This is a genomic window from Mesorhizobium sp. LHD-90, assembly GCF_030929505.1.
GTDB lineage: Bacteria > Pseudomonadota > Alphaproteobacteria > Rhizobiales > Rhizobiaceae > Kumtagia.
The window spans coordinates 108,952-133,829 of sequence record NZ_JAVFVV010000001.1 but is presented as its reverse complement, the minus strand read 5'-3'; the positions used below and the strand labels follow the sequence as shown (position 1 = coordinate 133,829).

Here is a 24,878-nt window from a genome sequence, read left to right as displayed (position 1 = left end):
GGACACAAGCGGCCGCCGGCGGCCTGAAAAGACCGGTTGGGCTTGTTTCTTGGAACGCGACCAGCGATCGCGGGTCAGTCCTGCGGTTGCCAGTCGGTCATCCGCAGGACATTGCCCCCGAGTTTTGAGAAAGCGCGCTGGCGGCAAGAGAAGACGATGATCTGCTGGCCGCGGGACTGGCGGTGCAACGCGTCGAACATGCGCTCGATCCGGTCATCGTCCGAATAGACGAGCGCGTCGTCGAGGATGACCGGCGCGGGCCTGCCATCGCGGGCCAGAAGCCGCGCGAAGGCCAGGCGGGTGAGGATGGACAACTGTTCGCGCATGCCGCCGCTCAGGCGTTCGACATCCTCGTCCAGACCGTTCCTGCGGATGGTCTGCGGCAGAAGCGTCTTTTCGTCGAAGGTGATGGAAACGTCCTCGAAAAGCAGTTCGAGCAGCGGACGCAATTCCGTCATCACCGGCTTCAGATAGAGATCGCGCGCAGCCGAACGCGCCGCCTCGAGCGCGGTTCGCAGCCGCTCCAGGACCCTCACTTCTGTCTCGAAAGCCTTCACCCGCGCCGCCGCCGCGCCCAATGCTTCGACCGCCTCTCGCCACAGTTCCTCGACTGCCTCGTCGGAGCGCGTCCGGATGACCGCGTTCAGATCCGCGAGGCGCTCCCTGAGCAGTCCCGCTTCCCTGGAAGCCGCTTCCTCGGCCGATTTCGCCCGGCGCAAGGCCGCCTCGGCCGACTCAAGGTCGATCGAGGAGGCGCGGAGGTCCGCCACCCGCGCTTCCGACTCGTGAAGCCTGATCTCCAGCTCCGCCAGCGTCCCCGCCAAAACCTGTTCACGTCCGCCCCGCTCGGCTTCGGGGCCGAGAATCGCCTCGACATGCGCGCCTTCCGCCCTGAGGGACGCCAGCGCCGTCTCGGCGGCTATGTAGGCTTCATCGGCGCCGCCACGCAGCGGCTGCGCTTCGCGGACCGCATTTCGCGCCTCGGCCAGTCTGTTGCCCGCATCGGCAAGCGCTTGCCGTGCCTGCCCGGGATCACCCTTCAGTTCCAGCGTGTCAGCGCTGGCAGCGGCCCGGCGCAGGACCTCCTCGCGGAGAGCCAGGAGCCCGCCAGGCGCAAGTGCGAGAATCCGGTTGCGCAAGCGGTCGAGATCGGCGGCCTTGCGCTGGGCCTCGGCCTGCCGCCGGCGCGCGGCTGCGAGGCTGTCCACACCGATCGCCGCGAGCAGGTTTCGTCTTTTCGCTTCCGCCTTTTCCAGGCGTTTGTCGGCATGCGGCGGCCGATTGGAGCGCAGGGTCAGCAGCCCGATGCCCGGGATCGAGAGCTTCGCATTGTCGTCGTAGCCGCGCTCGTCGCCATCTCCCAGCAGGCACCCGTCGAGCGCGATGCAAGCCTCGACACCCGCATCGTAGGCGATGACGACTGCGGGCCGGGCGGCCTCCTCGACCGCGCGCAGCCGCGCGATCTCGACGTCCAGTTCCTGCAATTCGTCGACTGAAGCCGAGGCTACGTCAAGCAGCGCCCATTCCGCCTCGCCGGCTTCGAGGTCCGCACGGGCAAGCTCGGCGTCCGCCAGGCGGGCCCGCATGTCGGCGAGTTGTCCGGCGGCCTCACGCGCCTTCAGCGCGGCGTCGAGACGGGCAAGGAGCGCCCGCGCTTCCTGTTCATCGTTCTCGGCCGACTGCGCGACGGCGAACGCTTTGTCGATTGCTTCGGCCGCGGCGCTACGTCTGCCGAGCGCCTCGTCCCGACGCCGTTCCGCCAGTACGAGCGCTTCCCGCAGGCGTATGGCTTTGTCCAGAGCTTCGCGAAATGCGGAGAGGTCGCGGCTTGCCGTATCCCGCAGTTGATGCGCCAGCCTGCTTTCCGCTTCGGCCGCCTTCAGCGCCTCGCCATGCGCCTTGGCCTTGTCGAATCGAGCCTGGGCCTGGTCGATCGCCGACCGGCGCTCCTCCCGATCCTCCGGCCTCTCCAGTTCGCTAAGGCGTTTGAGCGCGACTGCACGCCTGTCGAGCGCATCCCGCAGCGCCGCGACCTCGTCGCCAAGCCTTCTCTCCGTCTCGGAGAGCGCCCGATGCTGTTCGATGGCGGCATCGTACCGGCTTCCTGTCCTGGGCTTGCCGGTCGGCGTCACGAGGCGGCCGAGTTCCTCCGCGCAAGCCGCCATGACCTCGGCCATGCGCCGCCCGCCGGTGACGGCCTCGACCTCACCCTGCACGGATTCCAGCAGGCTTGCGCGCGCCTGCTTTTCGCCATCCTCCTCGCTGGCGCTCCGCTTGTCGATGCCGGTGATCCCCTGGCGGACCCAGAGCAGGCCCGCGGGACCGGCGGTGCCGCCGCGGACGAGACCCGCTATGAAAGTCTCGGCTTCGTCCGCCTGGGCGATCAGCCGGCCGCTGGCGAGATCTGTCACGCTCGCACGCTTGCCCCCATAGAATTGTTTTGTCAGCCGGTAGCGGCCGTCCGCCGTCGCTATGTCGGCCTCGATCAACGGATTGCCGGCGCTGTAAGGCCGCAGCCGCCGCACGTCTCCCGGCGTTCCCGTATGCGGCTGGAAAAACAGGGCGTGCAGCGCTTCGAAACTGGTCGACTTGCCGAATTCGTTGGCCGCGCAGAGCACATTGACGCCGTCGCCGATGCCTTCGATCGCGACGCCCTTGCCGGCGAAGCGCTTCACATTGAAGAGACGCAGTGCCGAGATCTTCACGATGCGGTCGTCTCGCAAAAGGAGAAGAGGCGCGCCAGCGCCGCGCGCGCGACGTCCTGGTCGGCAGCGGACCGGCCCTCTTCGCCCGCTTCGGCCAGAAGCGCATCGGCTGCCTCACGCAAGGCGCCCGCGCGGTCGATGAGGTCGAGGTCTTCACTGTCGCATTCGGTCGCAAGCGCGCGCTCGTCGAGTTCCAGAAAGGCGAAGTCCGGCATGGCGTGCCCGACCGAGGCGGCAAGCGCCGTGCGCCCCGCCAGACGGCAGCGCCCCGACGCGGCAATGCGAGCGAGCGTATGCCGGCGCAGCCGCGAGTCCGGAAGGATCGCCTCAAGCGCTGCCGCGCAGTCGTCGCCGTCGAGGAGATGCAGCGGCAGCGTCCGCCAGGCAAAGCTCGCCGTGTCCAGCGGCGTGACGTCGGGGAACGCCGCCGGTCCGGCGATGTCGACAAGCAGCGCCTGGCCGGGACGATCGTGCTTGAATCGGTCCGGTTCGGGCGAACCGCTGTAGTGCGTGCGCCGGTCGACCGCGACGGCTCCGTGCCAATCCCCCAGCGCCAGATAGTCGAGGCCGGACCGCCGGGCACGATCGGGCGCGATCACGTCCGAGGCCACGTCATCTTCCGAAAAGCGCTGGATGGCGCCGTGGGCGAGGCCGATCCGTATCGTTCCTTCCGGGGTCGGCGCGCCGTCCATCCATTCGGAAAGATCCCGGCCGGGACGTCTCGTCGTGCAGGGTGCGGGAAACAACATCGCTTGCGGCGCGAGAAGAACCGGTTGCGGCTCCACCGCCAGCACGACGTTTTCGGGCGCTTCAGCGCACAGCGCCGACCAGAGCTGCGCCGCCTGCAGGGAATCGTGGTTGCCGGGAAGGACAACCCAGCGCAGCGGCGCGTGGTGGCGCATTTCGGCCAGCGCCTGGCGGCGGATTTCCGGCGAGGGTGTTTCGGTGTCGAACGTGTCGCCGGCAAGCAGGATCGCGGTCGCGCCATGATCCCGCGCCAAGGCGGCCAGGCGCGCGATGACCGCATGCCTGGCCTCGCGCAGCCGACCCGGCAGGTCGCCGCCGAAATTGCCGAAGCGTTTGCCCAGATGCAGATCGCTGCTGTGGATGAAACGGTACATGGCTACCGGACGGATTGCGCGTCTCGAACAGAATGAAATGCGACTGGTCCGCAATATCCTTGATTGCCATCCGATCGCTCCCCGGGGTTAGAGGATACCCCGGCTCGACGCGGGAACGAAAGGCACCCGCGGAGTTTACCCACTCAAAAACGAACGGCCGTGCTGCCCCCGGCAAACGAGCGGCCAGGGGGCAGGGAAAGATCGTGGAGCAACTCCACGGAGACGCCGACGATCGCTAGAGTCCCGATTCCGAAATTCGCCGCATTTGATATCACGCTCAGAGCGAATTTCGGAATCTGAGGGACACTAGCAACTTATTGATTCTAGTGTCGTATTGATTTCGAAGTTCGCCTAAGCGGCCGATATCGACAATGAAGCGAACTTCGAAATCACGACACTAGCGCCTTAACCGGGATCCTCAGGACCATTCCGGCCGATCGCCTGTTCGTTACGGCGGAAAGGAGCGCCTTCGATGCCGAACGCCAGCAAAGCTGGCCAAGACGCCAAGCCGGCCGATATGCACATAGAGGTAAGCCGCCGGTTCCGGCGTCTCAGTCTTTGACGCGAATCGCCAGGAGCTTGGTTTCCAGGTATTCGTCCAGGCCTTCCCGGCCGCCCTCGCGGCCGATGCCACTCATCTTCACGCCGCCGAAGGGCGCCTCCGCAGCGCCGAGTCGGGTCTCATTGATGCCCACCATGCCGCTCTCAAGCTGCTCGCCAACCCGAATCGCCCGGTCCATGTTCTCGGTGAAGATGTAGGCCGACAGACCGTAGTCGACGTTGTTGGCCAGATCGACGACCTCGTCCTCGGTTTCGAAGGTGTAAAGGGCGGCGACCGGACCGAAGATCTCCTCGTCGTGCAGGCGCGCCGTCCGCGGCACCCCGGTCATCACGGTCGGGGCGTAGAAACAACCCCTTTCGTATGCCTCGCCCTGCATGCGCGAGCCGCCGGCGCGCAGGACGGCGCCCTTTCCGACGGCGTCGGCGACCAGTTCCTCGACCTTCTCGACCGCCTTCATGTCAACCAGCGGCCCCATGACGACGCCGGCCTGCGAACCGTCGCCCACCTTCATCTGCCTGGCATGGTCGGCGAGACGGCGGCTGACCTCCTCATAGATGGACGACTGCACGTAGATGCGGTTGGCGCCGATGCAGGCCTGGCCGGCATTGAGGAACTTGAGCGACGCCACCGCGCGGATGGAGGCATCGAGGTCGCAATCCTCGAACAGTATCACCGGAGCGTTGCCGCCCAGTTCCATCGAGGTGCGCTTGATCTGATCGGCCGCGCCTCGCAACAGCAGGCGGCCGACATCGGTGGACCCCGTGAAGGATATCTTGCGCACGCGGTGGTCAGTCAGGAAGACATTGCCGATGGCCGACGCCTTGCCCGTGACGACGTTGATGACGCCTGCCGGTATTTCGGCCTCGGCGAAGACCTCGGCGACCTTGAGGGCGACATAGGAGGTCGCCTCGGCCGGTTTCAGCACCATCGTGCAGCCCGCTGCGAGAGCCGGTGCAGCCTTGCGGAAGATCATGGCGCAGGGCACATTCCACGGGATGATCGCGCCGCAGACGCCGACAGGCTGGCGCTGGGTCAGGAGGCGCCGTCCGGGGACCGGGTCGGGGATCCACGCGCCATAGGCGCGGCGCGCCTCTTCGGCGTACCAGCGCAGCGAGTCGATCGAAAGCTGAAGCTCTCCTTGCGCCTCGTGGAGTGGCTTGCCCTCCTCGCTGGTGACGACAAGCGCGATCTCGTTGCGGCGACGCTCAAGGGCATCGGCGAGGCGATGCAGGTGCTTGGCCCGCGCAGCAGCGCTGAGCTTCGACCACGCCGGGAAGGCAGCCGCCGCCGCGTCGACGGCAAGCCTGGCGTCGCGGTCGTCGCCGAACGGGATCCTTGCGATCGGCTCGCCATTCGCGGGGTTTGTCGAGACGAATGTTTCGCCGCTCTGCGCCTGCTCGAGGCGTCCGTCGATCAGCATTGCCGCCAGCGGCAACCGAGCATCCTGCGTCATCGAATACTCCTTCCGGTCCAAACGCCGGGCCGAAGCCCGGCCCGATGGAAACCCAATCAGCTAAGCGCAAGCCTACTTGGCCGCGGCGGCCAGCTCGGCCGTCAGTTCATCGACGGTCATGCCGAGTGCGCGCGCCTCGATCTCCATCGGATCGACCTCGATACCCGAACGGACGGTGTCGACCGCAGTCGAAAGATCCGGCGTCTCGTCGTCGAAATAGAGGCCGAAAGCTCCCTTGCGGATCAGCGGATCGCAGGCGGGCGCATGGACTTCGATCAAGGTGACCTCGGCGTCGCTGCGGTTCCACGCCCAGTGAACGGCGTTGCGCGGAATTCGGCACAGATCGCCGGCCCGCATCAGAAAGCCGCGGTCTCCTATGAACACCCAGACCTCGCCGGCGGTGACGTAGTTGATCTGCTCGGCGTCATGGGTGTGCGGATGGGAATGATAGCCGGGCCCGCGCACAGCTATCATCATGTTGCAGTCGTTGCCGTAGACCATCTTGGTCGACATCGCACCACCGCGCGTCTGCAGAACGTTCTGGCCTTCCTCGATGTCGTCGATGTTCACGCAAATCGGCATTTCTATTCCCTATGTTCTTCTCGGTGTTCCGATGGCTAGGCGTTGTTGGATTGGTGGCGGGCGGCGACCGCCTTTGCCGCATTCATGATGCCCTGGTAGCCGGTGCAGCGGCACAACTGCCCGGAAATGGCCTCCTGGATCTCGGCCTCGGTAGGCTGCGGATTGCCGGAGAAAAGGTGGTGCAGCACCACGACCATGCCGGGGGTGCAGAAGCCGCACTGCAGGCCGTGAAACTCCCGCAGTGCCGACTGGATCTCGCCCAGCCCGACCTTGGGCGACACGCCCTCGACGGTGACGACCTCGGCGCCCTGAGCCTGCACGGCCAGCATGAGGCAGCCGCGCACCGGATCTCCGTCGACGATGAGCGTACAGGCGCCGCATACGCCGTGCTCACAGCCAAGGTGCGTACCTGTCAGGCCAAGCTCGCCGCGCAGCGCATCGGCGAGACTTTGGCGCGGCTCGACCTGCATGGAAGCCGGGCGGCCATTGACGGTCAGTTCGACCAGGTGCTTCTTCACTTGCGCAGCTCCCTCGCACGGGTCACCGACTGCATCAGGGCGCGGCGCGCCAGGACAGGCGCGATATGCCGCCGATAGGCAAGGCTGATCTCCGGATTGTCGAATTCGAAGACGTCGAGATCGATGAGGCGCACCACTTCGCGGATGCACGCCTCGCTCGGCTCCTCGCCGACGAGTGCCTGCGCAACCGCGTCGCAGCGCAGCGGCACCGGCGCCACGGCACCGATCATCAGATGGGCTTCGACACACTTGCCGGCGTCGTCGAGGCGGATGCGCGCGGCAGCCGACGCCATGGCGAAGTCGCCCCGGCGCCGCGACAGCTCGGCAAACCCGGTCCCCTCGTCGGGCCGCGACTCCACGATGATTTGCTTCAGGATCTCGCCTTCCTCCAGGCAGGTCTCGAAGGTGCCAAGTGTGAATTGGCCGGCATCGACCGTGCGCTCGCCGCGGCTGCCGGCGATGACCATGGTCGCGCGATAGGCCAGCATTATCATCGGCGTCTCGGCGGCCGGATCCGCGTGCGAAATGCTCCCGCCGAGCGTGCCGCGGGCACGGGTCGGCGGATGGCCGACATTCTCGAGGCCCAGATGGAGAAGCGGCAGCTTCTCGCGCACGACGGGGCTTGCCAGCGCCATCGCCTGGCGCGTCATCGCGCCGATGCGCAGCGTGCTTCCTTCCTCGGCTATTCCGGCGAGCGCGGGAATCCGATTGAGGTCGACGATCACTTCCGGTCGAGCCAGCCGCAGGGCCAGCATCGGCACGAGGCTCTGGCCACCGGCGATGACGCGCGCATCCGGCCCGTAGCGGTCGAGCAAGTCGAGCGCCTCCTCGAGGCTGGTCGGCGCAAAATAGTCGAACGGCGCCGGTTTCATACCTGCCCCCCGAATCCGATCGAATGCAGGACCCGCTCGGGCGTAAGCGGCAGCTTGTTGAGGCCGCTTACCGCGCCAAGCGCGTTCGCAATGGCGTTGCCGATCGTGGCGCCCACGCCGGAGGGGCCGACCTCGCCGACGCCCTTAACACCCAGCACGTTGGTGGGCGCCGGCGACTCCTCGAACACCAGGGCGGTGATCGGCGGCGCGTCATAGACGTTCGGCATCAGATAGTCGGCGAACGTGCCGGTGGTGAGCTGTCCGTCCTCGTTGTAGGCGAGTTCCTCGAGGAAGGCGCCGCCAAGGCCCTGGACGACGCCGCCGACGATCTGGCCCTCGACGATCAGCGGATTGAGCTGGCGACCCACATCGCAGGCGACGAAATACCGCTCGACCTTTGTCTCGCCCGTTTCCGGATCGACCAGCACGTCCGCCATGTGGACCGCAAAGACCGCCGCACCGGAGGGTACGCCGCGCACATAACTCGTCACCACCAGGCCATCATTGTCGGGGATGTTCCCTGCCGATGGCGAGGTCAGGATTTCCTGGTTGCCCGGCATCAGCATGCGCGCGATCCCGCCAAGCGTGACGAGCGGTTCGTTCTTCCGTCCGTGCCAGATCGCGCCTTCGCGCAGGTCGAGTTCCTCGACCGCGATGCCGAACTTCCCGGCCACCGCCTTCAGCGCCTTCTCGCGCACGCCGACGGAGGCGCTGTGCACCGCATTGCCACCCATGATGGCAGTGCGGCTGGCATAGGTGCCGCCGCCAAAGGTGATGATGCCGGTGTCGCCGTGGCGCACGCGGATCCTGTCCATCGGAACGGTGAGTGTCTCCGACGCGATCTGCGCCAGGACGGTCTCGTGACCCTGACCCTGATTGCTCGATCCGGAGAAGATCTGCACCTTGCCGTGCTGGTCGACCTCGATGCGTACGCCCTCGAATGGCCCGAGCCCGGACGGCTCGACCAGCACGCATATGCCGCGGCCGCGTTTCCAGCCGTCAGCCTCGCGTTCGAACGGCGCGCTCCAGCCATAGGCCTGCAGCGCGCGATCCATGATCAGAGGGAAGTCGCCGCTGTCGAAGATGGTCGGTCGCTTCACGCTCTCCGTGCCGACGTGCCAAGGCATCTGCTCGGGGCGGATAAGATTGCGGCTGCGGAGTTCGGCACGATCGATGCCCATCTTGTCGGCGAGCCGGTCGAGAATGCGTTCGCGCGCGAAATTCGCCTCGAACATGCCCGGCGCGCGGTAGGTACCGGTCGGCGTCTTGTTGGTCATTACCGTCATCGCATCGACGCGGTAGTTGCGGACGCGGTACGGGCCGGGAAAGGACGCGGCCGCATGCGACGGCACGACATCGCCATGGGTGCGGATGTAGCTGCCCATGTCGGTCACCAGCTTCACGTCGAAAGCAGTGATGATGCCGTCCTTGTCGGCGCAGACATTGACGTCGAAGGTGCAGTCGCGCGAATGGTTGATCGCCGCGAAGTGCTCGACGCGATCCTCGATCCACCGCACCGGCCGCTTGAGGCGGATGGAGGCGAACGGGATGAGGTAGTCCTCAGGATAGAACTCGCCGCGCGCGCCGAAGCTGCCGCCGACGTCCGGTTCGATCATACGGATTTCCGCCTCGCCCATGCCGAGCATCGCCGCCAGCATGTTGCGATTGGTGTGCACCACCTTGGTCGGACCGTAGATGTCGAGCAGGTTGCGGCCGGCGTCATAGCTCGCCAGCAGGCCGCGCGTCTCCATCGGCATCGCCGAATGGCGCTGAATGGAGAAGCTGTCCGACGCCGTGAACGCGGCCGCCTTCAATGCGCCCGCGACGTCCCCGAGATCGAAGCCCCAGCGACCCGCGAGATTGCCGGGCGCGTGGATGGGCGCGGCGCCGTCGGCGGTCGCCTGTTGCGGACTGGTGATCGCGGGCAGCGGGTCGAATTCGATCTCGATCAGCTCGGCCGCGTCCTCGGCGATGGCGCGCGTATCGGCCACGATTACGGCGATGGGCTCGCCGACATAGCGCACCGTGTCCCGCGCCAGCGGGTGCTGCAGGTAGGGCGAAAGGTCGCCGTGGGTGGGAATGCGGCACTGGATCGGCGGCAGCCCCTCCGGCAGATCGACGTTGGTGAAGATGGCGTGCACGCCCTTCAGCGCCAGCGCTTCGTCCAGTCCGACAAGGCCGATCCTCGCATGTGCGTGCGGGCTGCGGAGGATGTGCGCCTCGAGCATGAAAGGGAGCGTGTAGTCCGCCGTGAATCGGCCTTCGCCCCTCAGGAAGCGCTCGTCCTCGACCCTGACAACGGGCTTGCCGATGGCCATTGCTTACGCGACCGACTTGTCGATGAACTTGCAGCAATCGACGATCGGCTGGCCGTCGAGTTCGAGGCGGGTCGAGCGGAACGACATGTCGATGTGCAGCCGTGACGGGTTCTTGCCGCCGAGATCGCGATTCTCGCCGATCGCCAGCAACACGTTGCCGTAGCAGGAGCGAGTCTCGACGCCGCCAGCGTTGTCCCAGCCGCGGATAGACAGCGCGTCCCAGGTAGCGCGGTGCTCGACCCCCCAGCCGACATGCGACAGGCGCCGGGCGCCGTCGTCGCCGCGGTCCTCCAGCAGGCTGCGCAGCATGACCGCTTCTCGGCCGCCATCGAGGCGGTGTGCGACGCCCTTGTCGAAATGGATCTTCACCGGCTCGGTCACGTAGCGCTCGAACGGAAAGAGCACGTCGCCGGGCGACAGGACGAGCACGCCCTCGACCGTCTCCTCCTCGACCGTCGTGCAGACCAGGCCAGTGCCCCAGTGATCCCAGCGGCCCGTCTCGTCGGCCATGCCGTACTGGTTGGACGCAGGGCGCGAACCCTTGCTCATGACGAGGTCGGTGCCGCCCTCGGACGTCAGTCGAATCGTCCCGGCCGATCCGTAGCGCTCGACGCCCCGGATCGCTCGTTCCTTGACCTCCTGGCTGGGCATCAGGCGCAGCAGGATATCCTCGGGCTCGCGCACCCGCAGGATCCGCGTGCCGGTGGCCAGGATCGCTTCGTGATCGTTGGAGTAGAGCATGCCGCCGGTCGAGACGTCGACGACGAAATCGGCCATCTTCATGACCTCGATCATCAGCGGCTGCGGGCTGGCGCGCCCGAGTCTGTTGGACGCGTCGGCGTTGATAAGAGGCTGCGTCATCACAAAGGCGTCCGCGCCGAGATCGCGCGCGGCGGCCATGAACGCCGCGGAATAGACCGGATTGGTGAAGCTGTCGGCATAGACGACGACTTTCTGGCCGGCCGCCACCCGCGACTGCCTCAGCCCCTCGCGGAAAATGGGGATGATGTCGGTTGCGCTGTCTTGCGTGATTGGTAGCCGGATCATTCTTCACCCGCCTCGTAAATCCATGCGCGTCGGGCGGCTCGCTGGTACACGCGCCGACACCTTACAGTCCTGGAAGTAGACATGCCGTCGATAGCCAGATAGGACATATTTTGTTTTAGATATAGCTAGCAGGCATACCTTGGATCAGAAACAGCTCGAGCGTTTCGTGGATGTGGCCGAGAGCGGAAGCCTCAGCCGCACGTCGAAGCGCCTGTACATCTCACAGCCCGCCCTCTCGAAAAGCCTTCGTCTCCTGGAGGAGCAGCTCGGCGTGCGCCTGCTCGAACGTGGCCCGCGCGGCGTCAAGCTGACAAGGTTCGGCGAGGCCTTCTACAAGCGCGCTCGCTCCGTTACCTCCGAACTGCGGCGAGCGAACGACGACCTCAACCATATCAAGGGGCAGTTCTCGGGCTGCGTGTCGCTGGGCGTCACGCCCGGCCCCGGCATCCTCGACCAGATCATCCCGAAAGCCATCGTGCGTATCGCGCTGAAGCGGCCCAACCTGAAATTCAAGATCCGCAGCGGCGCGATCTCGGAGCTGCTCGTCGATCTTCACCGCGGCGACCTCGACATGCTTTTCACCATCCTCGACGAACGCACCAAGGGTCCCGACCTCAAGACCCAGAAACTGTTCGACGATTCCTTCGCGCTGGTCGTACGGACTGGCCACAAGCTCCTGAGCCAGAAGGAGATCTCGCTCCACGACCTGATCGAGAACCGGTGGGTCATGCTCGAGGACGCGTTGCCGCTCTGGGACGGTGTGCTTGATCTCGCCCGCCAGAACCGGATCGAGGCATCGAAAGGGCCGATCGAAAGCAACTCGCTGGTGTTCATCCGCGAGGTCGTGCGCAAGACCGACTTCATCGGCATCATCCCGGCCTATGCCGCCGAGATCAGCACCGGGTCGGGCAACCTGCGCTACATCCCGCTCGAGCGAATTTCGCGCCACGACCTTTTGCCGAACCTGACCCGTTCACTGGGCCTCGTCCATCCGGCGGAGATCGAGTTGACGCAGACCGCCGAGGCGTTGCTGCGCAGCATCAACACGGTCTGCTTCGAGCTCAATCTGATCGGCAAGGCCCCGCGTGCCATAACCAGTACGAATGGCTAGCGGGGCCAGATATATACCTGAACGCCATCCAACGCTGTAGGCTGGACTTCAACAGCATCCAGGGACCGGCTTCCGCCGCTGCCGCGCGGCGGGTCGGCGAGGAGCCATCTGCCGGGCAGGAGGCGCCATGCCAAACCCCACAACCTTCGACTACATCGTGATCGGCGCCGGCTCGGCCGGCTGCGTCATGGCCGCGCGCCTGTCCGAAGACCCCGACGTCAGCGTGCTTCTTCTCGAAGCGGGAGGGTCCGACGTCAACCCGCTGATCCACGTGCCGATCGGCTGGGGCATGCTGATCCGCCTCGGCATCCACAACTGGGGCTACAGGAGCGAGCCGGTGAAGGCGCTCGGCGGGCGCAGGCTCGACTGCCCGCGCGGCAAGGTGATGGGCGGCACGTCATCGATCAACACCATGGCCTATGTGCGCGGCAACCGGCAGGACTACGACGGGCTCAGCGAGCACGGCATCCAAGGCTGGTCCTATGACGACGTGCTGCCCTATTTCCGCAAGCAGGAAAGCTGGGAGGGCGGCGAAAGCGCCTATCGCGGCGGGTCCGGGCCGATCAGCACCGGCACGTCCAGATACACCGACGAGGCGATCGAGGCCTATGCCGACGCGGTTAGCGCTGCCGGCCACGCCTGGGTCGAGGACTACAACGGCGCCTCGCAGGACGGCTTCTCACGCATGCAGTTGACCCTCCGCGACGGCCGCCGATGCTCGACCAACCTCGGTTATGTCAAGCCTGCGCTCGGGCGCAAGAACCTGACGGTGATCACACTCGCGCAGGTGGCGCGCATCAACCTGGAGAACAACCGGGCGACCGGCGTAGACTTCATCCGCCAGGACATCCGCAGCACCGCGAACGCCCGCCGCGAGGTGATCGTCAGCGCCGGCGCGTTCAATTCGCCGCAGATCCTGATGCTGTCGGGCATCGGCAACGCGGACCAGCTCGCCGGCCTCGACATCGGCTGCAAGGTCGATCTGAAGGGGGTCGGGCAGAACCTACACGATCACTACGGCGTCTCGATCGTCTACCAGCGCCACAAGCCCGGCCCCTTCCACGCGAACATGCGCGCTGACAAGGCGGCGCTGGGGTTTGCCCGCGCATATCTCGCCGGACGGGGCTTTGCCTCCGAGCTGCCCGGCGGCATCACCGGCTTCCTGAGGAGCGAGTCCGGCCAGGCGCTACCCGACCTTCAGTTGCTGTTCGTCGGCGCGCCAATGGACGCACACCCCTGGATGCGGCCGTTCGTGAAGCCCTATCAGGACCGCTTCATGACGCGCGTCGTCATGTGCCGCCCAGAAGGTCGCGGCTCCGTCACGCTGAAGTCGGCAGACCCTTTCGACGCCCCGATCATCGACGAAGCCGTGCTCGGCACCGACTCCGACCTACGGCGCCTGCGCGAAGGCGTGAAGATATTCCGCGACATCGGCCAGCAGACCGCTTTGACGCGGCATTGCACCGAAATCGGGCCCGGCCTCGCCAAGACGAAGGACGCCGATATCGACGACTATATCCGCAACATCGTAACGCTGTCGTACCACCCGTCGGGCACGTGCCGCATGGGCCCGGACAGCAACGCGATGAATGTGGTCGACGACGAGTGCCGCGTGCATGGCGTGGAGGCCCTGCGCGTTGTCGACGCCTCGATCTTCCCGGAGCCCCTGGGCGGCAACATCAACGCTCCAATCATCATGGCTGCCGAACTGCTGGCGGACAGGATGCGCCGCGCCCGGCAGCCATAACCACGAGCTATACCGAGTACCATTGCGGGGCTTATCCGTGCCGCGGGCCGACGGATAGTGTCGGCGGCAAGACGGAGGAACTCATGCAGGATCAGGACGATGGCGCGATCGAGTACTCGGTCGACGACAGGATCGCCCATATCGAGATCAACCGGCCAGCGAAGCACAACGCGCTGACGCTGGCGCAGATCGGGCGCCTCGGCGAGGCCCTCGACCGTTTCGACACCGACACCAAGGCCTGCGTGGCCGTTCTATCGGGCCGCGGCAAGTCGTTCTGCAGCGGCGCCGACGTGGCGGAGAGCCAGATGGCGAGCCGCGAGCAGATGGCGGCCAGCCGTGACCAGATGAGCATCGGCCATCCGTTCTTCGAACTCTTCAACCGCTCGCTGAACAACAAGCCCGTCGTCGCCGCCCTGCACGGAAACGTGCTCGGACTCGGGCTCGGCCTGGCGCTCGACTGCGACTTGATCGTCTGCGACGCCGCGGCGCGCCTGCAGGTCACCGAGACGTCGCGCGGACTCGGCGGTTATCGCCATCTGGCGCTGATGAAGGCACGCGGCTGCGGCATCTGGGCGGACGAGATCTGCCTGACGGGCCGTTTCTTCAGCGCGGAGGAAGCCTGCCAGGCCGGACTGTTCAACAGGGTCGCGCCGCCGGGCGAGGCGCTGGACGCAGCCTTCGCGCTGGCCCGCGGCATCGCCGCCAATCCCCCGCTCAGCGTGCGCGAAACCAATCGCATCCGTCGCTGGCATTTCGCCAGGCACGTACGCGAGATCGCGTTCGAAACGGGACACCTCAAGCTGCAGATGACACAGGACTTCGAGGAGGCGGTACGCGCCATGGCGGAGAAACGCACGCCCGGTCCCTTCCGCGCCTGCTGAACCGGCCGCCCCCTCCCCTGACCACATACCCCATGATCACGATCCCCACGCAAGGCCTGGACGAAAATCGCTCCTACAAGCTGATCTCAGCGGCCGTCACTCCGCGCCCAATCGCCTGGACCGCGACGCTGAGCGAAGGCGGCGGGGTCAACCTGGCGCCCTACAGCAGCTTCACCTTCATCAGCTATAGTCCTGCAAAGGTGCTCATCAGCGTCGGCCCGGGAACCGACGCGCTGAAGGACACGCTCGCCAACGCCATCGCGCGCCGCGAGTTCTCGATCAGCTCTGTCACCCCCGACCTGCTCCAGCCGATGGTCGACAGCTCGCATCCGTTCGCCCCGGACGTCAGCGAGGCAGCCGCGCTCGCCGTCGCGCTTTCACCGGGAACCGTAATTGCCACGCCGTTCGTCAGAGACGCGGCGGTGGCAATGGAGTGCCGCCTCGACCGCATCGTCGAGGTCGGCGACGAACACGCGCACCGCCTGATCATCGGCGACGTCGTCTGCTTCCACGTCGCCGAGGCGCTGTGGCAGGGCGACCGCATCGACCCCGTGGCCTACGCCTCGCTCGGCCGCATCGGCGGCCCCCTCTACGTGACGCGCGGCGAGACCGTCACGGCGCGGATTTCCCGGACCATCACATGAAGTCTGCTCAAGGAGGAGTTCACATGCCCGGCTTGCGGATCGTCGACGCCCATCACCACCTGTGGGATCTGAATCACATCCATTATCCATGGCTGTCCATGCGCCCGGTTCCGCCGACGATCTGCGGCAACATCACGCCGATCACCGACAACTTCACCATCGATCGCTACATCAAGGGCTTCGGCCACCACAACGTCGTCAAGTCGGCGCATGTGGAGGCCGGCTGCGATCCGGCCAAGGCGGTCGAAGAAACCGAATGGCTGCAGGGCATCGCCGATGCGCACGGCTATCCACACGCCATCGTCGCCAAGATCGAAATGCACCGTGAGGACGCTCAGTCCCACATGGAGCGTCACAAGGCCTTCGCCAATGTGCGCGGCATCCGCCAGATGATCAACTGGCATTCCGACATGAGCAAGGTTTACGCCCCCGAGAACTATCTCGAGCACGACACGTGGCGGAAGAACTTCGCCATGTTGTCCGGCTATGGACTATCGTTCGACCTGCAGATCTATGCCGGTCAGATGAGGCAGGCGCACGACTTGCTCAAGGCCAATCCCGGCGTACCGGTGGCCATAGACCATTCGGGCATGCCGATCGACCGCAACCTCCCGCAGCTCAAGGAATGGCGCGATGGGCTCAAGCTGCTGGCGCAACTCGATCATGTCACCATCAAGCTGTCCGGCCTCGGCATGGTCGACCACAAATGGACCACCGAATCGATCCGGCCGTACGTCCTCACGATGATCGACATCTTCGGGCCGCAGCGCGCCATGTTCGGCAGCAACTTCCCGGTCGACAGCCTCTACAGTGACTTCGAAACGCTCTTCGACTCCTACGACACGATCACCCACGACTTCAGCGCCGACGAACGCGACATGCTGTTCGCCGGCACCGCCGAGCGCTTCTACAGGATCTGAGACACCGGAAGCCCGGGTTTCGCCCGCGCATCCTCCCAAAGCCCGCCGCGTCTCGCGGCGGGCTTTGTTTTGCATCCCGCCGACGAAAAGGCCCGGCGCTTCGCCGCCGGGCCCTTTCTTTACCAAACCCTGCGATGCCGATTAGACGTCGGCACGCCGCCACATCGACCGGGCCACGCCCTTCTGGACAGCTTTGCCCTTCTGGTTGATCAGCGTGATCTGGCGGTCGACGACATAGCGCTTGCCGTCGCTGGTGAGCTTCTTCTCGACGATCTCGACTTCGATATGCAGTGTGTCGCCGACGAAGATCGGACCCATGTAGGTCCACTCCTTGATTCCGAGCGCACCGATAAGGGGGTCGGCCGACCTGAGCAACGGCGCCTCGAGATGGCTGCCCAGCGAAAGCGCGATCCCGAACGTTCCTTGCACCAGAAGGCCGTCGAGGCCGGCCTCGCGGGCATGCTCCACGTCGCAGTGGATCGGATGCCAGCCGCCGGTCAGCATCATGTAAAGACTGTGATCGGCGTCGCTGACGGTGCGGCCGATGCTGACAGACTTCTGGCCGACCTTGAGCGTGTCATAGGTGAAGTCCAGCGGAATGGTTGCCTGTGCCATCAGTGTGCGGCCTCCCTGCCCAGCACGACGACCGCATCGAGCGCGATCGGATCCTTGCCGCCGGCGCGGCTGACGAGCGGGTTGATGTCGATCGATTCCAGCGCATCGCCGAGATCGACCGCAAGGTTGCCGAGCGCCACGAGCGAGTCGGCAATGCGCGACAGGTCATGCGCGGCCTCGCCGCGATACCCCCCGAGCAGCTTGGCGATGCGGGTCGAACGGATAAGGTCGAGTGCGCGACGGCGGCTGATCGGCAGCGGCGCGAAGGCGACATCCTGCATCAGCTCGAGCAGCACGCCGCCGCTGCCGATCATCAGCACGGCGCCCATCTCCGGGTCGCGCTGAATGCCCGCCACAAGTTCCTTACCGCCGTCGATCTGCTGGCAGACCAGAATGCCGTCGAGCTCGCCCTCGAAGCCGGAGCGCCCGACATTTTCGTGGATCAGCCAGTAGGCGGCCTTGACTGCCTCGGCGCTGCCCAGTCCGAGCTGAACGGCGCCGATGTCGGACTTGTGATAGAGCCGGTCGGACACCGCCTTCAGCACGACCGGATATCCGATCGCATCCGCAAGGCGAACCGCCTCATCGGCGCTGGAGGCGACTTCCTCGCGCGTCACCGCCATGCCGTACGAACCGAGCAATTGCTTGGAATCGCGCTCGTTCAGCAGGAATGTGCCGGTTGCGCATTTCGCCCGCTCGCGCAGTTCGATCACAGCCGGCGACGCATCGCGCGCATCGTTCCCGGCGGCCGTGCCGGCTTCGCCGCTTGCACGCCGCGCAAGCTCCGACCATTTTGCAAGCCGAGCCAGCGCACGCACCGACTTTGTGGTCTCATGGATGAATGCGACATTGGGCAGCCCGGCACGCAGCCGGCGGGTGTAGTCGGTGTACATGCGCGAGAACATGGAGATGAAGGCGAGCTTCTTGCCGCGCCGCGTGACCAGGTCGTGGATGCCTTGGAAACGCTCCTCCCAGTTGGCGGCCATGCCCTCCTCACGAGGCAATTCGGCCTGCAGGACCAGAATGTCGAGGTCCGGATCGTCGCAGAAGATGTTGACGGCCTCGATGTATTTTTCGACGCTGGTGAGTACGGTGAAACCGCCGTCAGCCGGGTTACCCGCTGACGATCCCACGCCCAGAAGGTCCGTGAGGCGCCGTTCGACGTCGTCTGCCAGTTTGGGGAACTTCATGCCGCTGCCGGCGGCAGCGTCGACAAGGATGCCGCGATAGGCGCCGGAGAGGCTCATGGCGCCGATATTGTAGCCGATCGGCACGCCGAGATGCACGACCAACTCGATCATCTCGACCGCCTCGTCGAGGCTGTCGGCGCGCAACACGCCGACGTCCTGCAGCACGGCGTCGAAGACCGCGGAACTGCCGGCAAGGGCGCCGGTGTGTGTCATGGCAGCCTTGCGGCCCTCTTCGCTGGCGCCGATCTTGAAGACGATCACCGGCTTGCCATTGTCGCGCGCCAGCGCACAGGCAGCCTTGAACTTGTCGAGGTCCTTGATCGCCTCCAGATAGCAGAAGATAACGCGGGTAGCCTCGTCCTGTGCGAGGTAGGCGATATAGTCGGCGCAGTTGAGGCCGACCTCGTTGCCACTGGTGATGAGCTTGCCCACCTGGATGCCGCGGTCGGCGAGGATGTGGTTGGCGTAGAGCAGCACGCCGCCGCTCTGGCCAACCAGTGAAACCGCACCCGGCGCGACGTTCAGCTTGCGGTGGTCGACCAGCGTCACCAGGCCGCTGTCGGCGATGATGTTGCCGGTGCAGTTGGGACCGGTGACGCCGATGCCGCTCTGCTCGACGACGCGCCTCAGTTCGGCTGCAAGCTGCAATCCGTCGGGGCTGCCATCTTCGCCGAACCCGGACGCGAACACGGTCGCGCTGCGCGCGCCGGCCGCCGCCGCCGCCGCCAGCCCGGCCGGCACATGCTGGGCAGGCGTCAGGAAGGCGACGTGATCCGGCTTTTCCGGCAGCGACGCGAAGTCCTTGTAGCAAGGCTTTCCCCCAATCGTGTCGCGGTTGGGATTGACAGCGTAGATGTTGCCCTTGAACCCGTGTTCGTGGACGGTCTTCCACACCGTCGCCGGCCAACTGCCGGGCCTATCGCTGGCGCCGACCAGCACGATGTTCCTGGGATTGACGAGCGCGCCGACCTGCTCGATTGCCGTGGCGACGGCTTGCTTGGCGTTGGACATTTTTGCTCCTCCGGACTTGCTCCGCCCGTGCCACGTGCGCGACGTCGCGGCGGTTTCGGACGCGACAGGACGCGCCGGTTTTACGGGCAGGTTTGAAAACTTGATGACGGTGCTGGCGAAAGGCCCCGGCGAAACCGCCAGAACCCCGGCACATCAATTCGACGAACCGTGCCAGGGAATGAGATATTTCCTCATGCCGACGACCACGGCGTAGAATGCGAAGCCGAGGATCGACAGATGCATTATCACGGCGAACAGCGCGGTAGTGTTGTAGGAGTTCATCTCCTTGACCGCGAGGTTGCCGAGACCGGTATTTCCGCCCAGATACTCGCCAACGACGGCGCCAATGATGGAAAGGACGACGCCCACTTCCATGCCGGTCAGGATGTAGGGAAGAGAGCTCGGGAAATCGAGTTGCGTCAGCCGCTGCCAGCGGGTCGCGTTCAGGCTCTTCATCACCTCCTCATGGCCGTGGTCGACGGACTTGATGCCAAGCACCGTGTTGAGCAGGATCGGGAAGAAGGCGAGGATGGTGGCGATGACGACCTTCGAGGTCATGCCGAAGCCAAACCAGACAACGAACAGCGGAACGAGAGCCACCTTCGGGATCACCTGGGTCGCAATGACGAATGGATTGAGCATCCGCTCCAGCCGCGGCATCTTGCCAAGCAGAAAACCCAGGCTCACGCCGAGTATGCCGGCGAAGACGAAGCCAAGGAAGGTTTCCCACGCAGTGACGCCTGTGTGGTACCACACGCTCTTGCTCACCAGGAATTCAAGCCACTTCAGGACAACTTCCGACGGCGGCGGCAGCACCAGCTTGCTGACATCGAACAGGTGGACATAACCTTCCCAGACGCCGAGAAAGACCGCCAAGATTATCAGGCTGCCGACCCAGGATGGGATCATCGGAGCACTGTTTTTGACGTAACTGCCTTGAGAACTCATCTCTGCACCGTGGATTGGTGTGATGCGGGACGCCGCCCTGCACTCATTGGACTGATCGCCTGCGTGCTGCGCCTAGTGCTCGAGCTTGTCGCGCAGGTAGGCGACAATCCGCTGGAACTCCGGGTCGCGATGAACGCTCTGGTCGCGTGGCCGCGGGAACGGCACCTCGATAATCTCCTGGACGCGGCCCGGACGCGGCGACAGCAGCACGATCCTGTCGGCGAGGAAAACCGCCTCGCCGATCGAGTGCGTGACGAGCACAACCGTCTTGCCGGTCTCCATCCAGATGCGCTGAAGTTCGTTGTTCATCGTATCGCGCGTAATGGCGTCGAGCGCGCCGAAGGGCTCGTCCATCAGCAGTATGCCAGGGTCGTAGCTCAGCGCGCGGGCGATCGAGGCGCGCTGGCGCATGCCGCCTGAAAGTTCGCGCGGCATGCGCCGCTCGAACCCGGAGATGCCGACGAGGCGGCACAGATCGTGCGCCTTGGCCAGGCGCTCCGCCTTCTTCACACCGCGCAGCTTCAGCGGCAGCGCGATGTTCTCCTCTATGTTCAGCCATGGAAACAGGTTGGCGTCCTGGAAGACCATGCCGAGATGCGAAAGCGCCTCGCTGTTGCGCTTGCCATTGGCCCACAGGTTGACGCCGCCCACCTCGATGACGCCCGACGTGGGGGTCTCCAGACCCGCGATCAGGCGCAACATGGTGGTCTTGCCGCATCCCGACGGCCCGAGCAGAATCGTCATGCCGCCACCGGCGATGTCGATCGTCGTCGGCGTCAACGCCTGGACACCGGCCCCGGGCACCCCGAACTGCTTCTCGGCGGCCCTGAGGGAGATCGACTTGTCGTGACTATCGGCGGCGGCAGTGCTCATTTGAAGGCCTCGTCCGCGAAGCTGTTGTCGTAGAGCGCCGCGGCATCCGGCACCGTGACGATGCCCGCGTCGTTGACCAGCTTGGCTACAGCCTCGAACACCGAGGGCACGTTGCGCATCACGTTCTCGCGGCCCTGGGCGAGCGTCAGGTCGTTGTAGGCCTTGATCGCATTCAGCCGGAACTGCCGATCCTCGTTTGTCGTGATATCGAACTCACCGACGATGCGGTCGAGGATAACGGCCGGATCGGTATCGATGATCTCCAGCGCGGACGCGCGCATGGCCCGAAGGAACCTGACGACAGTCTCGCGATTCGCCTGCGCAAACTCGTCCGTCATCATGATGACGCCGCCGGGCAGCGGGGCGAACTTCGAGGTGCTCCAGATCTCGACCGGCTCGTTGTTCATCTGCAGGATCAGCGCCGTTTCGGTGCTAGCGATGAAGGCGTCGACGCGACCCTGTTTGAGGATCTCGACATTGCCGGCATTCGAACCGATCGCCTGGCGTTCGACTTCCTCCGGCTTGATGCCCGCGCTGGACAGCATCAGGTTGAGCACGTTCTCCTGGCCGCCGCCGAGCGACGCCACACCGACGACCTTGCCCTTGAGATCGGCGGGCGAATTGATCGGGGCGTCCTTGCGGCTGACGAGGTTGAAAATGCCGCCTTGCAGGCTGGTCGCCACCGAGACGATCTTCGCCTCCTGCGAACCTGCCGCCTTGAGCAGATCCAGCAGCCCGATGCGGGTGGTATTCGCCTGCGTGGCGATCACTTGCTGAATGCCGACGGCAGTGCCGCGCACGTTGGTGATCGAGACGTCCAGGCCTTCCTTGCCGAAGTGACCGCCGACGATGGCGTTCATCTCCTGCGCGTATTCGAGAGCCAGGTCGAATGGCTCCATGAATACGAGCTTCGTGGCGCTCTGGGCGAAGACCGGCAGACCGCTGGCGAGGAACACCGATGATCCGGCGGCGGCGCCCTTGAGGAAGGTGCGGCGGGATACGGCATTGGCGATCATGCTATTTTCTCCGGCTGTTTGAGGGTCACGCGCAGGCGGCTTCGCCGCTGTACTTGCGGAACCAGGGGTCGTTCTGTTCCTCGCGGATCGCCTGCTGGTATTCGCGGTGCAGCTTGGCCACGACCGCGGCCATCGGCTCGATCTTCTTCACTGCGCCGACGCCCTGGCCCGCGGACCAGATGTCCTTCCACGCCTTCGGCTGCTTCTCGGCATAGTTGAGGTCGAAGCCCGTGGCCGTCCCCAGATTGTCGGGATCGAGGCCGACGGCCTCCAGGCTCGGACGCAACTTGTGCGACCAGGCGCCGGTAATCACATTGGTCATGACGAGGTCCTTGGACGTGGCGTCAACGACCATCTGCTTGTAGCGCGGATCGGCGTTGCTCTCCTCGCACGCGATCAGGTGGGTGCCGACATAGACCAGATCCGCGCCGAGGATTTGTGCGGAACGGACCGCGCTGCCGGTCGATATCGCACCGCCGATGACGATGATGCCATCGAAGAACTCGCGCACCGCCTGCACGAATGCAGCCGCCGCGATCTGGCCGGTATGGCCGCCGGCGCCCGAGCAGACGAGCACGAGGCCGTCGGCGCCCGCTTCCGCCGCCTTTCGTGCGTATTCCGGCGTGCTGACGTCGGCGAACACCAGTCCGCCGTAGGAATGCACCGCTTCGATCGCCGGCTTGGGGCTGCCCAAGGCGGTGATGACGAGCGGCGGCCGGTACTTGCGGCAGAGTTCGAGGTCGTCAGGGAGGCGCGCATTGGTGCGGTGCGTGGTCAGTCCCAGCGCCCACGGAGCCACCTCGACACCCTCCGATCTTGCTTGTTCGAGCCCGGAGGTCAGTTCGGCCAGCCAGCCATCAAGGATTTCCGGCGTACGCGCATTGACGGTCGGAATGCAGCCGATAATGCCATTGCGGCTGCCTTCCAGCACCATCGCGGTGCTTGATACCAGGAACATGGGAGCAGCCATGACCGGCATCTTCAGCCTGTCAATCCAGTCCTGTGGCAGACGACTGGCCTTCGCAATTGTCATCAATATTCCTCCAACCCCTTGAGCACTCTCGTCATGTCTCCAGTGCTCGTCAGGGCAGGAGGTCGGGCCCGCTCATCCGTCGGGAGACGGGATTGCGTTTGCGTGGACGAAGGTGTCGCCGACAAGACGTTCCACATATTCGCTATTTCCGGAACATATAGGATCGTTCCTGCTATCTCCATCAGGAATACCGCGGCGGCGCATCATTGCCACGCAAGAGCATGACTCTACCGACAAGCGGGCTTCTCGAAGCCATCCGCTGCTGGTTGTCGTTCGTAAACGGCCACGACCGCCATTCCTTGACGCCAGGCCGGCAACGGTAAGCGGCTCCACCTATAACCATGGGGGATGACTCGCCTCCATATGGCGATGGACAGGTTCGGAGTGAATTTCCACGATGCGGCTGATTTTCACGATGGACGACAGATGCCTCACGCGCTGACATCCTCCTCCTCCTCGACGCCGTCCGACGCCCAAGCCGCGTTCGATCGGCTGTGCGAGGCACATCCGATGCTGATCGGCATCGAACGCGCCGGCGACGTCATCCCCGGCATGCGGCGCGACCTCGTCCTGCATGCCGGACCGCCGATTTCGTGGGACAGGATGACGAGCGCGATGCGTGCCTCGATTTGCGGCGGCCTGGTCTTCGAAGGGCTCTGCACGACCGTCGAGGAGGCGGAGCAGCTTGCCGCGTCCGGCGAAATCGGCTTCGCGCCCGCACACGATCACCAGGCCGCCGGCGCTATGGCCGGGACGATCACTGCCTCGATGCCGGTGTTCGTCGTGGAGGAGCGAAATTCGGGACTGCGTTCCTTTGTCAGCGTCAACGAGGGATTGGGCAAGGCGCTGCGCTTCGGAGCCAACGGCCCGGAGGTGCTCGACCGTTTGCGCTGGATCCGCGACAGTCTCCATCCGCTGCTGAAACACGCGCTTGCGATCAGCGGGCCGATGGACCTCAAGCAGATGATCGCGGAGGCGCTGCGGCGCGGCGACGAAGTGCACAACCGCAACAAGGCCGCAACCAGCCAGTTCTTCCGCGACATCGCGCTGGCGCTTGTCGCCACGCGGGCCGAACATGGCGAACTGGAAAAGGCGCTGCGCTTCATCAGCGGGAACGACCATTTCTTCCTGTCTCTGTCCATCGCCCACGCCAAGGCCGTGTCGCTCTACGTCGAGGAACTCGGCTCGGGCGACATCGTCACAGTCATGGCCGGCAACGGCGTGGAGGTGGGCATCCGTGTCGCCAGTCTCGGCAAAACCTGGTTCACTGCGCCCGCAAGCGTCGCCAACGTCAAGTTCTTCGAGGGTCATGGCGAAGCCGACGCGACGCCAACGATGGGCGATTCCTACATCACAGAGAGCATCGGCCTTGGGGCCTTCGCCCTGGCCGCGGCGCCGGCCATCTCGTCCTTCATCGGCGGCACCGTCGAAGAACTGATCGCGCGCTCCGAGCGGATGCGCGAAATCACCGTTGGCGAGCACCGCCACTTCCGAATCCCGGCACTGGGCTTCAGGGGGGTTCCGTCCGGGATCGATGTGCGCAAGGTGGTCGCGACCGGCATCAGTCCGCTGATCAACACCGGCATCGCCTCACGCGTGCCCGGCGTCGGTCAGATCGGCGCCGGGGTGCAGCAGATCCCGTTGGGCTGCTTCGCTGCCGCACTGGCGGCGCTCGAGCGGCAGTCCTGACGACGCGAATGGCTTGGGGAGC

At 65.3% G+C, this 24,878-nt stretch carries 20 protein-coding genes; 6 read left to right on the top strand and 14 right to left on the bottom strand.

Features of this window, described 5'->3' with window-relative positions; genetic code table 11:
* Positions 1 to 74 precede the first annotated feature (74 nt).
* The 8 genes from RB623_RS00635 to RB623_RS00600 all read right to left on the bottom strand — a co-directional run bounded on the left by RB623_RS00635 (position 75) and on the right by RB623_RS00600 (position 11,178).
* Positions 75 to 2,705, bottom strand: coding sequence for an AAA family ATPase (locus RB623_RS00635; protein WP_308054802.1), 2,631 nt, complete (start codon positions 2,703 to 2,705; stop codon positions 75 to 77).
* Positions 2,702 to 3,826 (bottom strand): DNA repair exonuclease, encoded by a 1,125-nt coding sequence (locus RB623_RS00630; RefSeq protein WP_308054801.1) that lies wholly within the window; start codon positions 3,824 to 3,826, stop codon positions 2,702 to 2,704. The genes RB623_RS00635 and RB623_RS00630 overlap by 4 nt, the downstream gene beginning before the upstream one ends.
* 551 nt (positions 3,827 to 4,377) lie before the next feature.
* Positions 4,378 to 5,841, bottom strand: coding sequence for an NAD-dependent succinate-semialdehyde dehydrogenase (locus RB623_RS00625; protein ID WP_308054800.1), 1,464 nt, complete (start codon positions 5,839 to 5,841; stop codon positions 4,378 to 4,380).
* Between the two features lie 72 nt (positions 5,842 to 5,913).
* Positions 5,914 to 6,423 (bottom strand): cupin domain-containing protein, encoded by a 510-nt coding sequence (locus RB623_RS00620; RefSeq protein ID WP_308054799.1) that lies wholly within the window; start codon positions 6,421 to 6,423, stop codon positions 5,914 to 5,916.
* A 35-nt stretch (positions 6,424 to 6,458) separates the two neighbouring features.
* Positions 6,459 to 6,941 (bottom strand): 2Fe-2S iron-sulfur cluster-binding protein, encoded by a 483-nt coding sequence (locus tag RB623_RS00615; protein ID WP_308054798.1) that lies wholly within the window; start codon positions 6,939 to 6,941, stop codon positions 6,459 to 6,461.
* Positions 6,938 to 7,813, bottom strand: coding sequence for a xanthine dehydrogenase family protein subunit M (locus tag RB623_RS00610; protein WP_308054797.1), 876 nt, complete (start codon positions 7,811 to 7,813; stop codon positions 6,938 to 6,940). The genes RB623_RS00615 and RB623_RS00610 overlap by 4 nt, the downstream gene beginning before the upstream one ends.
* Positions 7,810 to 10,131: a xanthine dehydrogenase family protein molybdopterin-binding subunit gene (locus RB623_RS00605; protein WP_308054796.1), complete on the bottom strand. Its 2,322-nt coding sequence runs from the start codon at positions 10,129 to 10,131 to the stop codon at positions 7,810 to 7,812. Before RB623_RS00605 ends, RB623_RS00610 begins: the two co-directional genes overlap by 4 nt.
* Before the next feature lie 3 nt (positions 10,132 to 10,134).
* Positions 10,135 to 11,178 carry a leucyl aminopeptidase gene (locus tag RB623_RS00600; protein ID WP_308054795.1) on the bottom strand — a complete coding sequence of 348 codons (1,044 nt, stop codon included), beginning with the start codon at positions 11,176 to 11,178 and terminating at the stop codon, positions 10,135 to 10,137.
* Positions 11,179 to 11,317: 139 nt separating this feature from the next.
* Here RB623_RS00600 and RB623_RS00595 point away from each other — a divergent pair, with 139 nt between their 5' ends.
* The 5 genes from RB623_RS00595 to RB623_RS00575 all read left to right on the top strand — a co-directional run bounded on the left by RB623_RS00595 (position 11,318) and on the right by RB623_RS00575 (position 16,481).
* Entirely contained in the window at positions 11,318 to 12,289 is a 972-nt protein-coding gene (locus tag RB623_RS00595; protein WP_308054794.1) for a LysR family transcriptional regulator, read from the top strand.
* A 127-nt stretch (positions 12,290 to 12,416) separates the two neighbouring features.
* Entirely contained in the window at positions 12,417 to 14,036 is a 1,620-nt protein-coding gene (locus RB623_RS00590; RefSeq protein WP_308054793.1) for a GMC family oxidoreductase N-terminal domain-containing protein, read from the top strand.
* Positions 14,037 to 14,119: 83 nt separating this feature from the next.
* Entirely contained in the window at positions 14,120 to 14,917 is a 798-nt protein-coding gene (locus RB623_RS00585) for an enoyl-CoA hydratase/isomerase family protein (RefSeq protein WP_308054792.1), read from the top strand.
* A gap of 32 nt (positions 14,918 to 14,949) precedes the next feature.
* Entirely contained in the window at positions 14,950 to 15,561 is a 612-nt protein-coding gene (locus RB623_RS00580) for a flavin reductase family protein (protein ID WP_308054791.1), read from the top strand.
* A gap of 23 nt (positions 15,562 to 15,584) precedes the next feature.
* Positions 15,585 to 16,481, top strand: coding sequence for an amidohydrolase family protein (locus RB623_RS00575; protein ID WP_308054790.1), 897 nt, complete (start codon positions 15,585 to 15,587; stop codon positions 16,479 to 16,481).
* Between the two features lie 141 nt (positions 16,482 to 16,622).
* On the opposite strand, the gene RB623_RS00570 is transcribed toward RB623_RS00575, so the two are convergent.
* The 6 genes from RB623_RS00570 to RB623_RS00545 form a co-directional block, all read right to left on the bottom strand.
* Positions 16,623 to 17,096 carry a MaoC/PaaZ C-terminal domain-containing protein gene (locus RB623_RS00570; protein ID WP_308054789.1) on the bottom strand — a complete coding sequence of 158 codons (474 nt, stop codon included), beginning with the start codon at positions 17,094 to 17,096 and terminating at the stop codon, positions 16,623 to 16,625.
* A complete protein-coding gene (locus tag RB623_RS00565; protein WP_308054788.1) occupies positions 17,096 to 19,297 on the bottom strand; it encodes an acetate--CoA ligase family protein in 2,202 nt (733 codons plus the stop codon). Before RB623_RS00565 ends, RB623_RS00570 begins: the two co-directional genes overlap by 1 nt.
* Positions 19,298 to 19,450: 153 nt before the next feature.
* The gene (locus RB623_RS00560) at positions 19,451 to 20,206 is read right to left on the bottom strand and encodes an ABC transporter permease (protein WP_308054787.1); all 756 of its coding nucleotides are present in this window, start codon (positions 20,204 to 20,206) and stop codon (positions 19,451 to 19,453) included.
* Between the two features lie 111 nt (positions 20,207 to 20,317).
* Positions 20,318 to 21,118, bottom strand: coding sequence for an ABC transporter ATP-binding protein (locus tag RB623_RS00555; RefSeq protein ID WP_308054786.1), 801 nt, complete (start codon positions 21,116 to 21,118; stop codon positions 20,318 to 20,320).
* The gene (locus tag RB623_RS00550; RefSeq protein WP_308054785.1) at positions 21,115 to 22,134 is read right to left on the bottom strand and encodes an ABC transporter substrate-binding protein; all 1,020 of its coding nucleotides are present in this window, start codon (positions 22,132 to 22,134) and stop codon (positions 21,115 to 21,117) included. The genes RB623_RS00555 and RB623_RS00550 overlap by 4 nt, the downstream gene beginning before the upstream one ends.
* Positions 22,135 to 22,159: 25 nt before the next feature.
* Positions 22,160 to 23,167 carry a nitronate monooxygenase gene (locus tag RB623_RS00545; RefSeq protein ID WP_308054784.1) on the bottom strand — a complete coding sequence of 336 codons (1,008 nt, stop codon included), beginning with the start codon at positions 23,165 to 23,167 and terminating at the stop codon, positions 22,160 to 22,162.
* Between the two features lie 426 nt (positions 23,168 to 23,593).
* On the opposite strand from RB623_RS00545, the gene RB623_RS00540 reads away from it, so the two are divergent.
* Positions 23,594 to 24,856, top strand: coding sequence for a DUF1116 domain-containing protein (locus RB623_RS00540; protein ID WP_308054783.1), 1,263 nt, complete (start codon positions 23,594 to 23,596; stop codon positions 24,854 to 24,856).
* Positions 24,857 to 24,878: the final 22 nt, after the last annotated feature.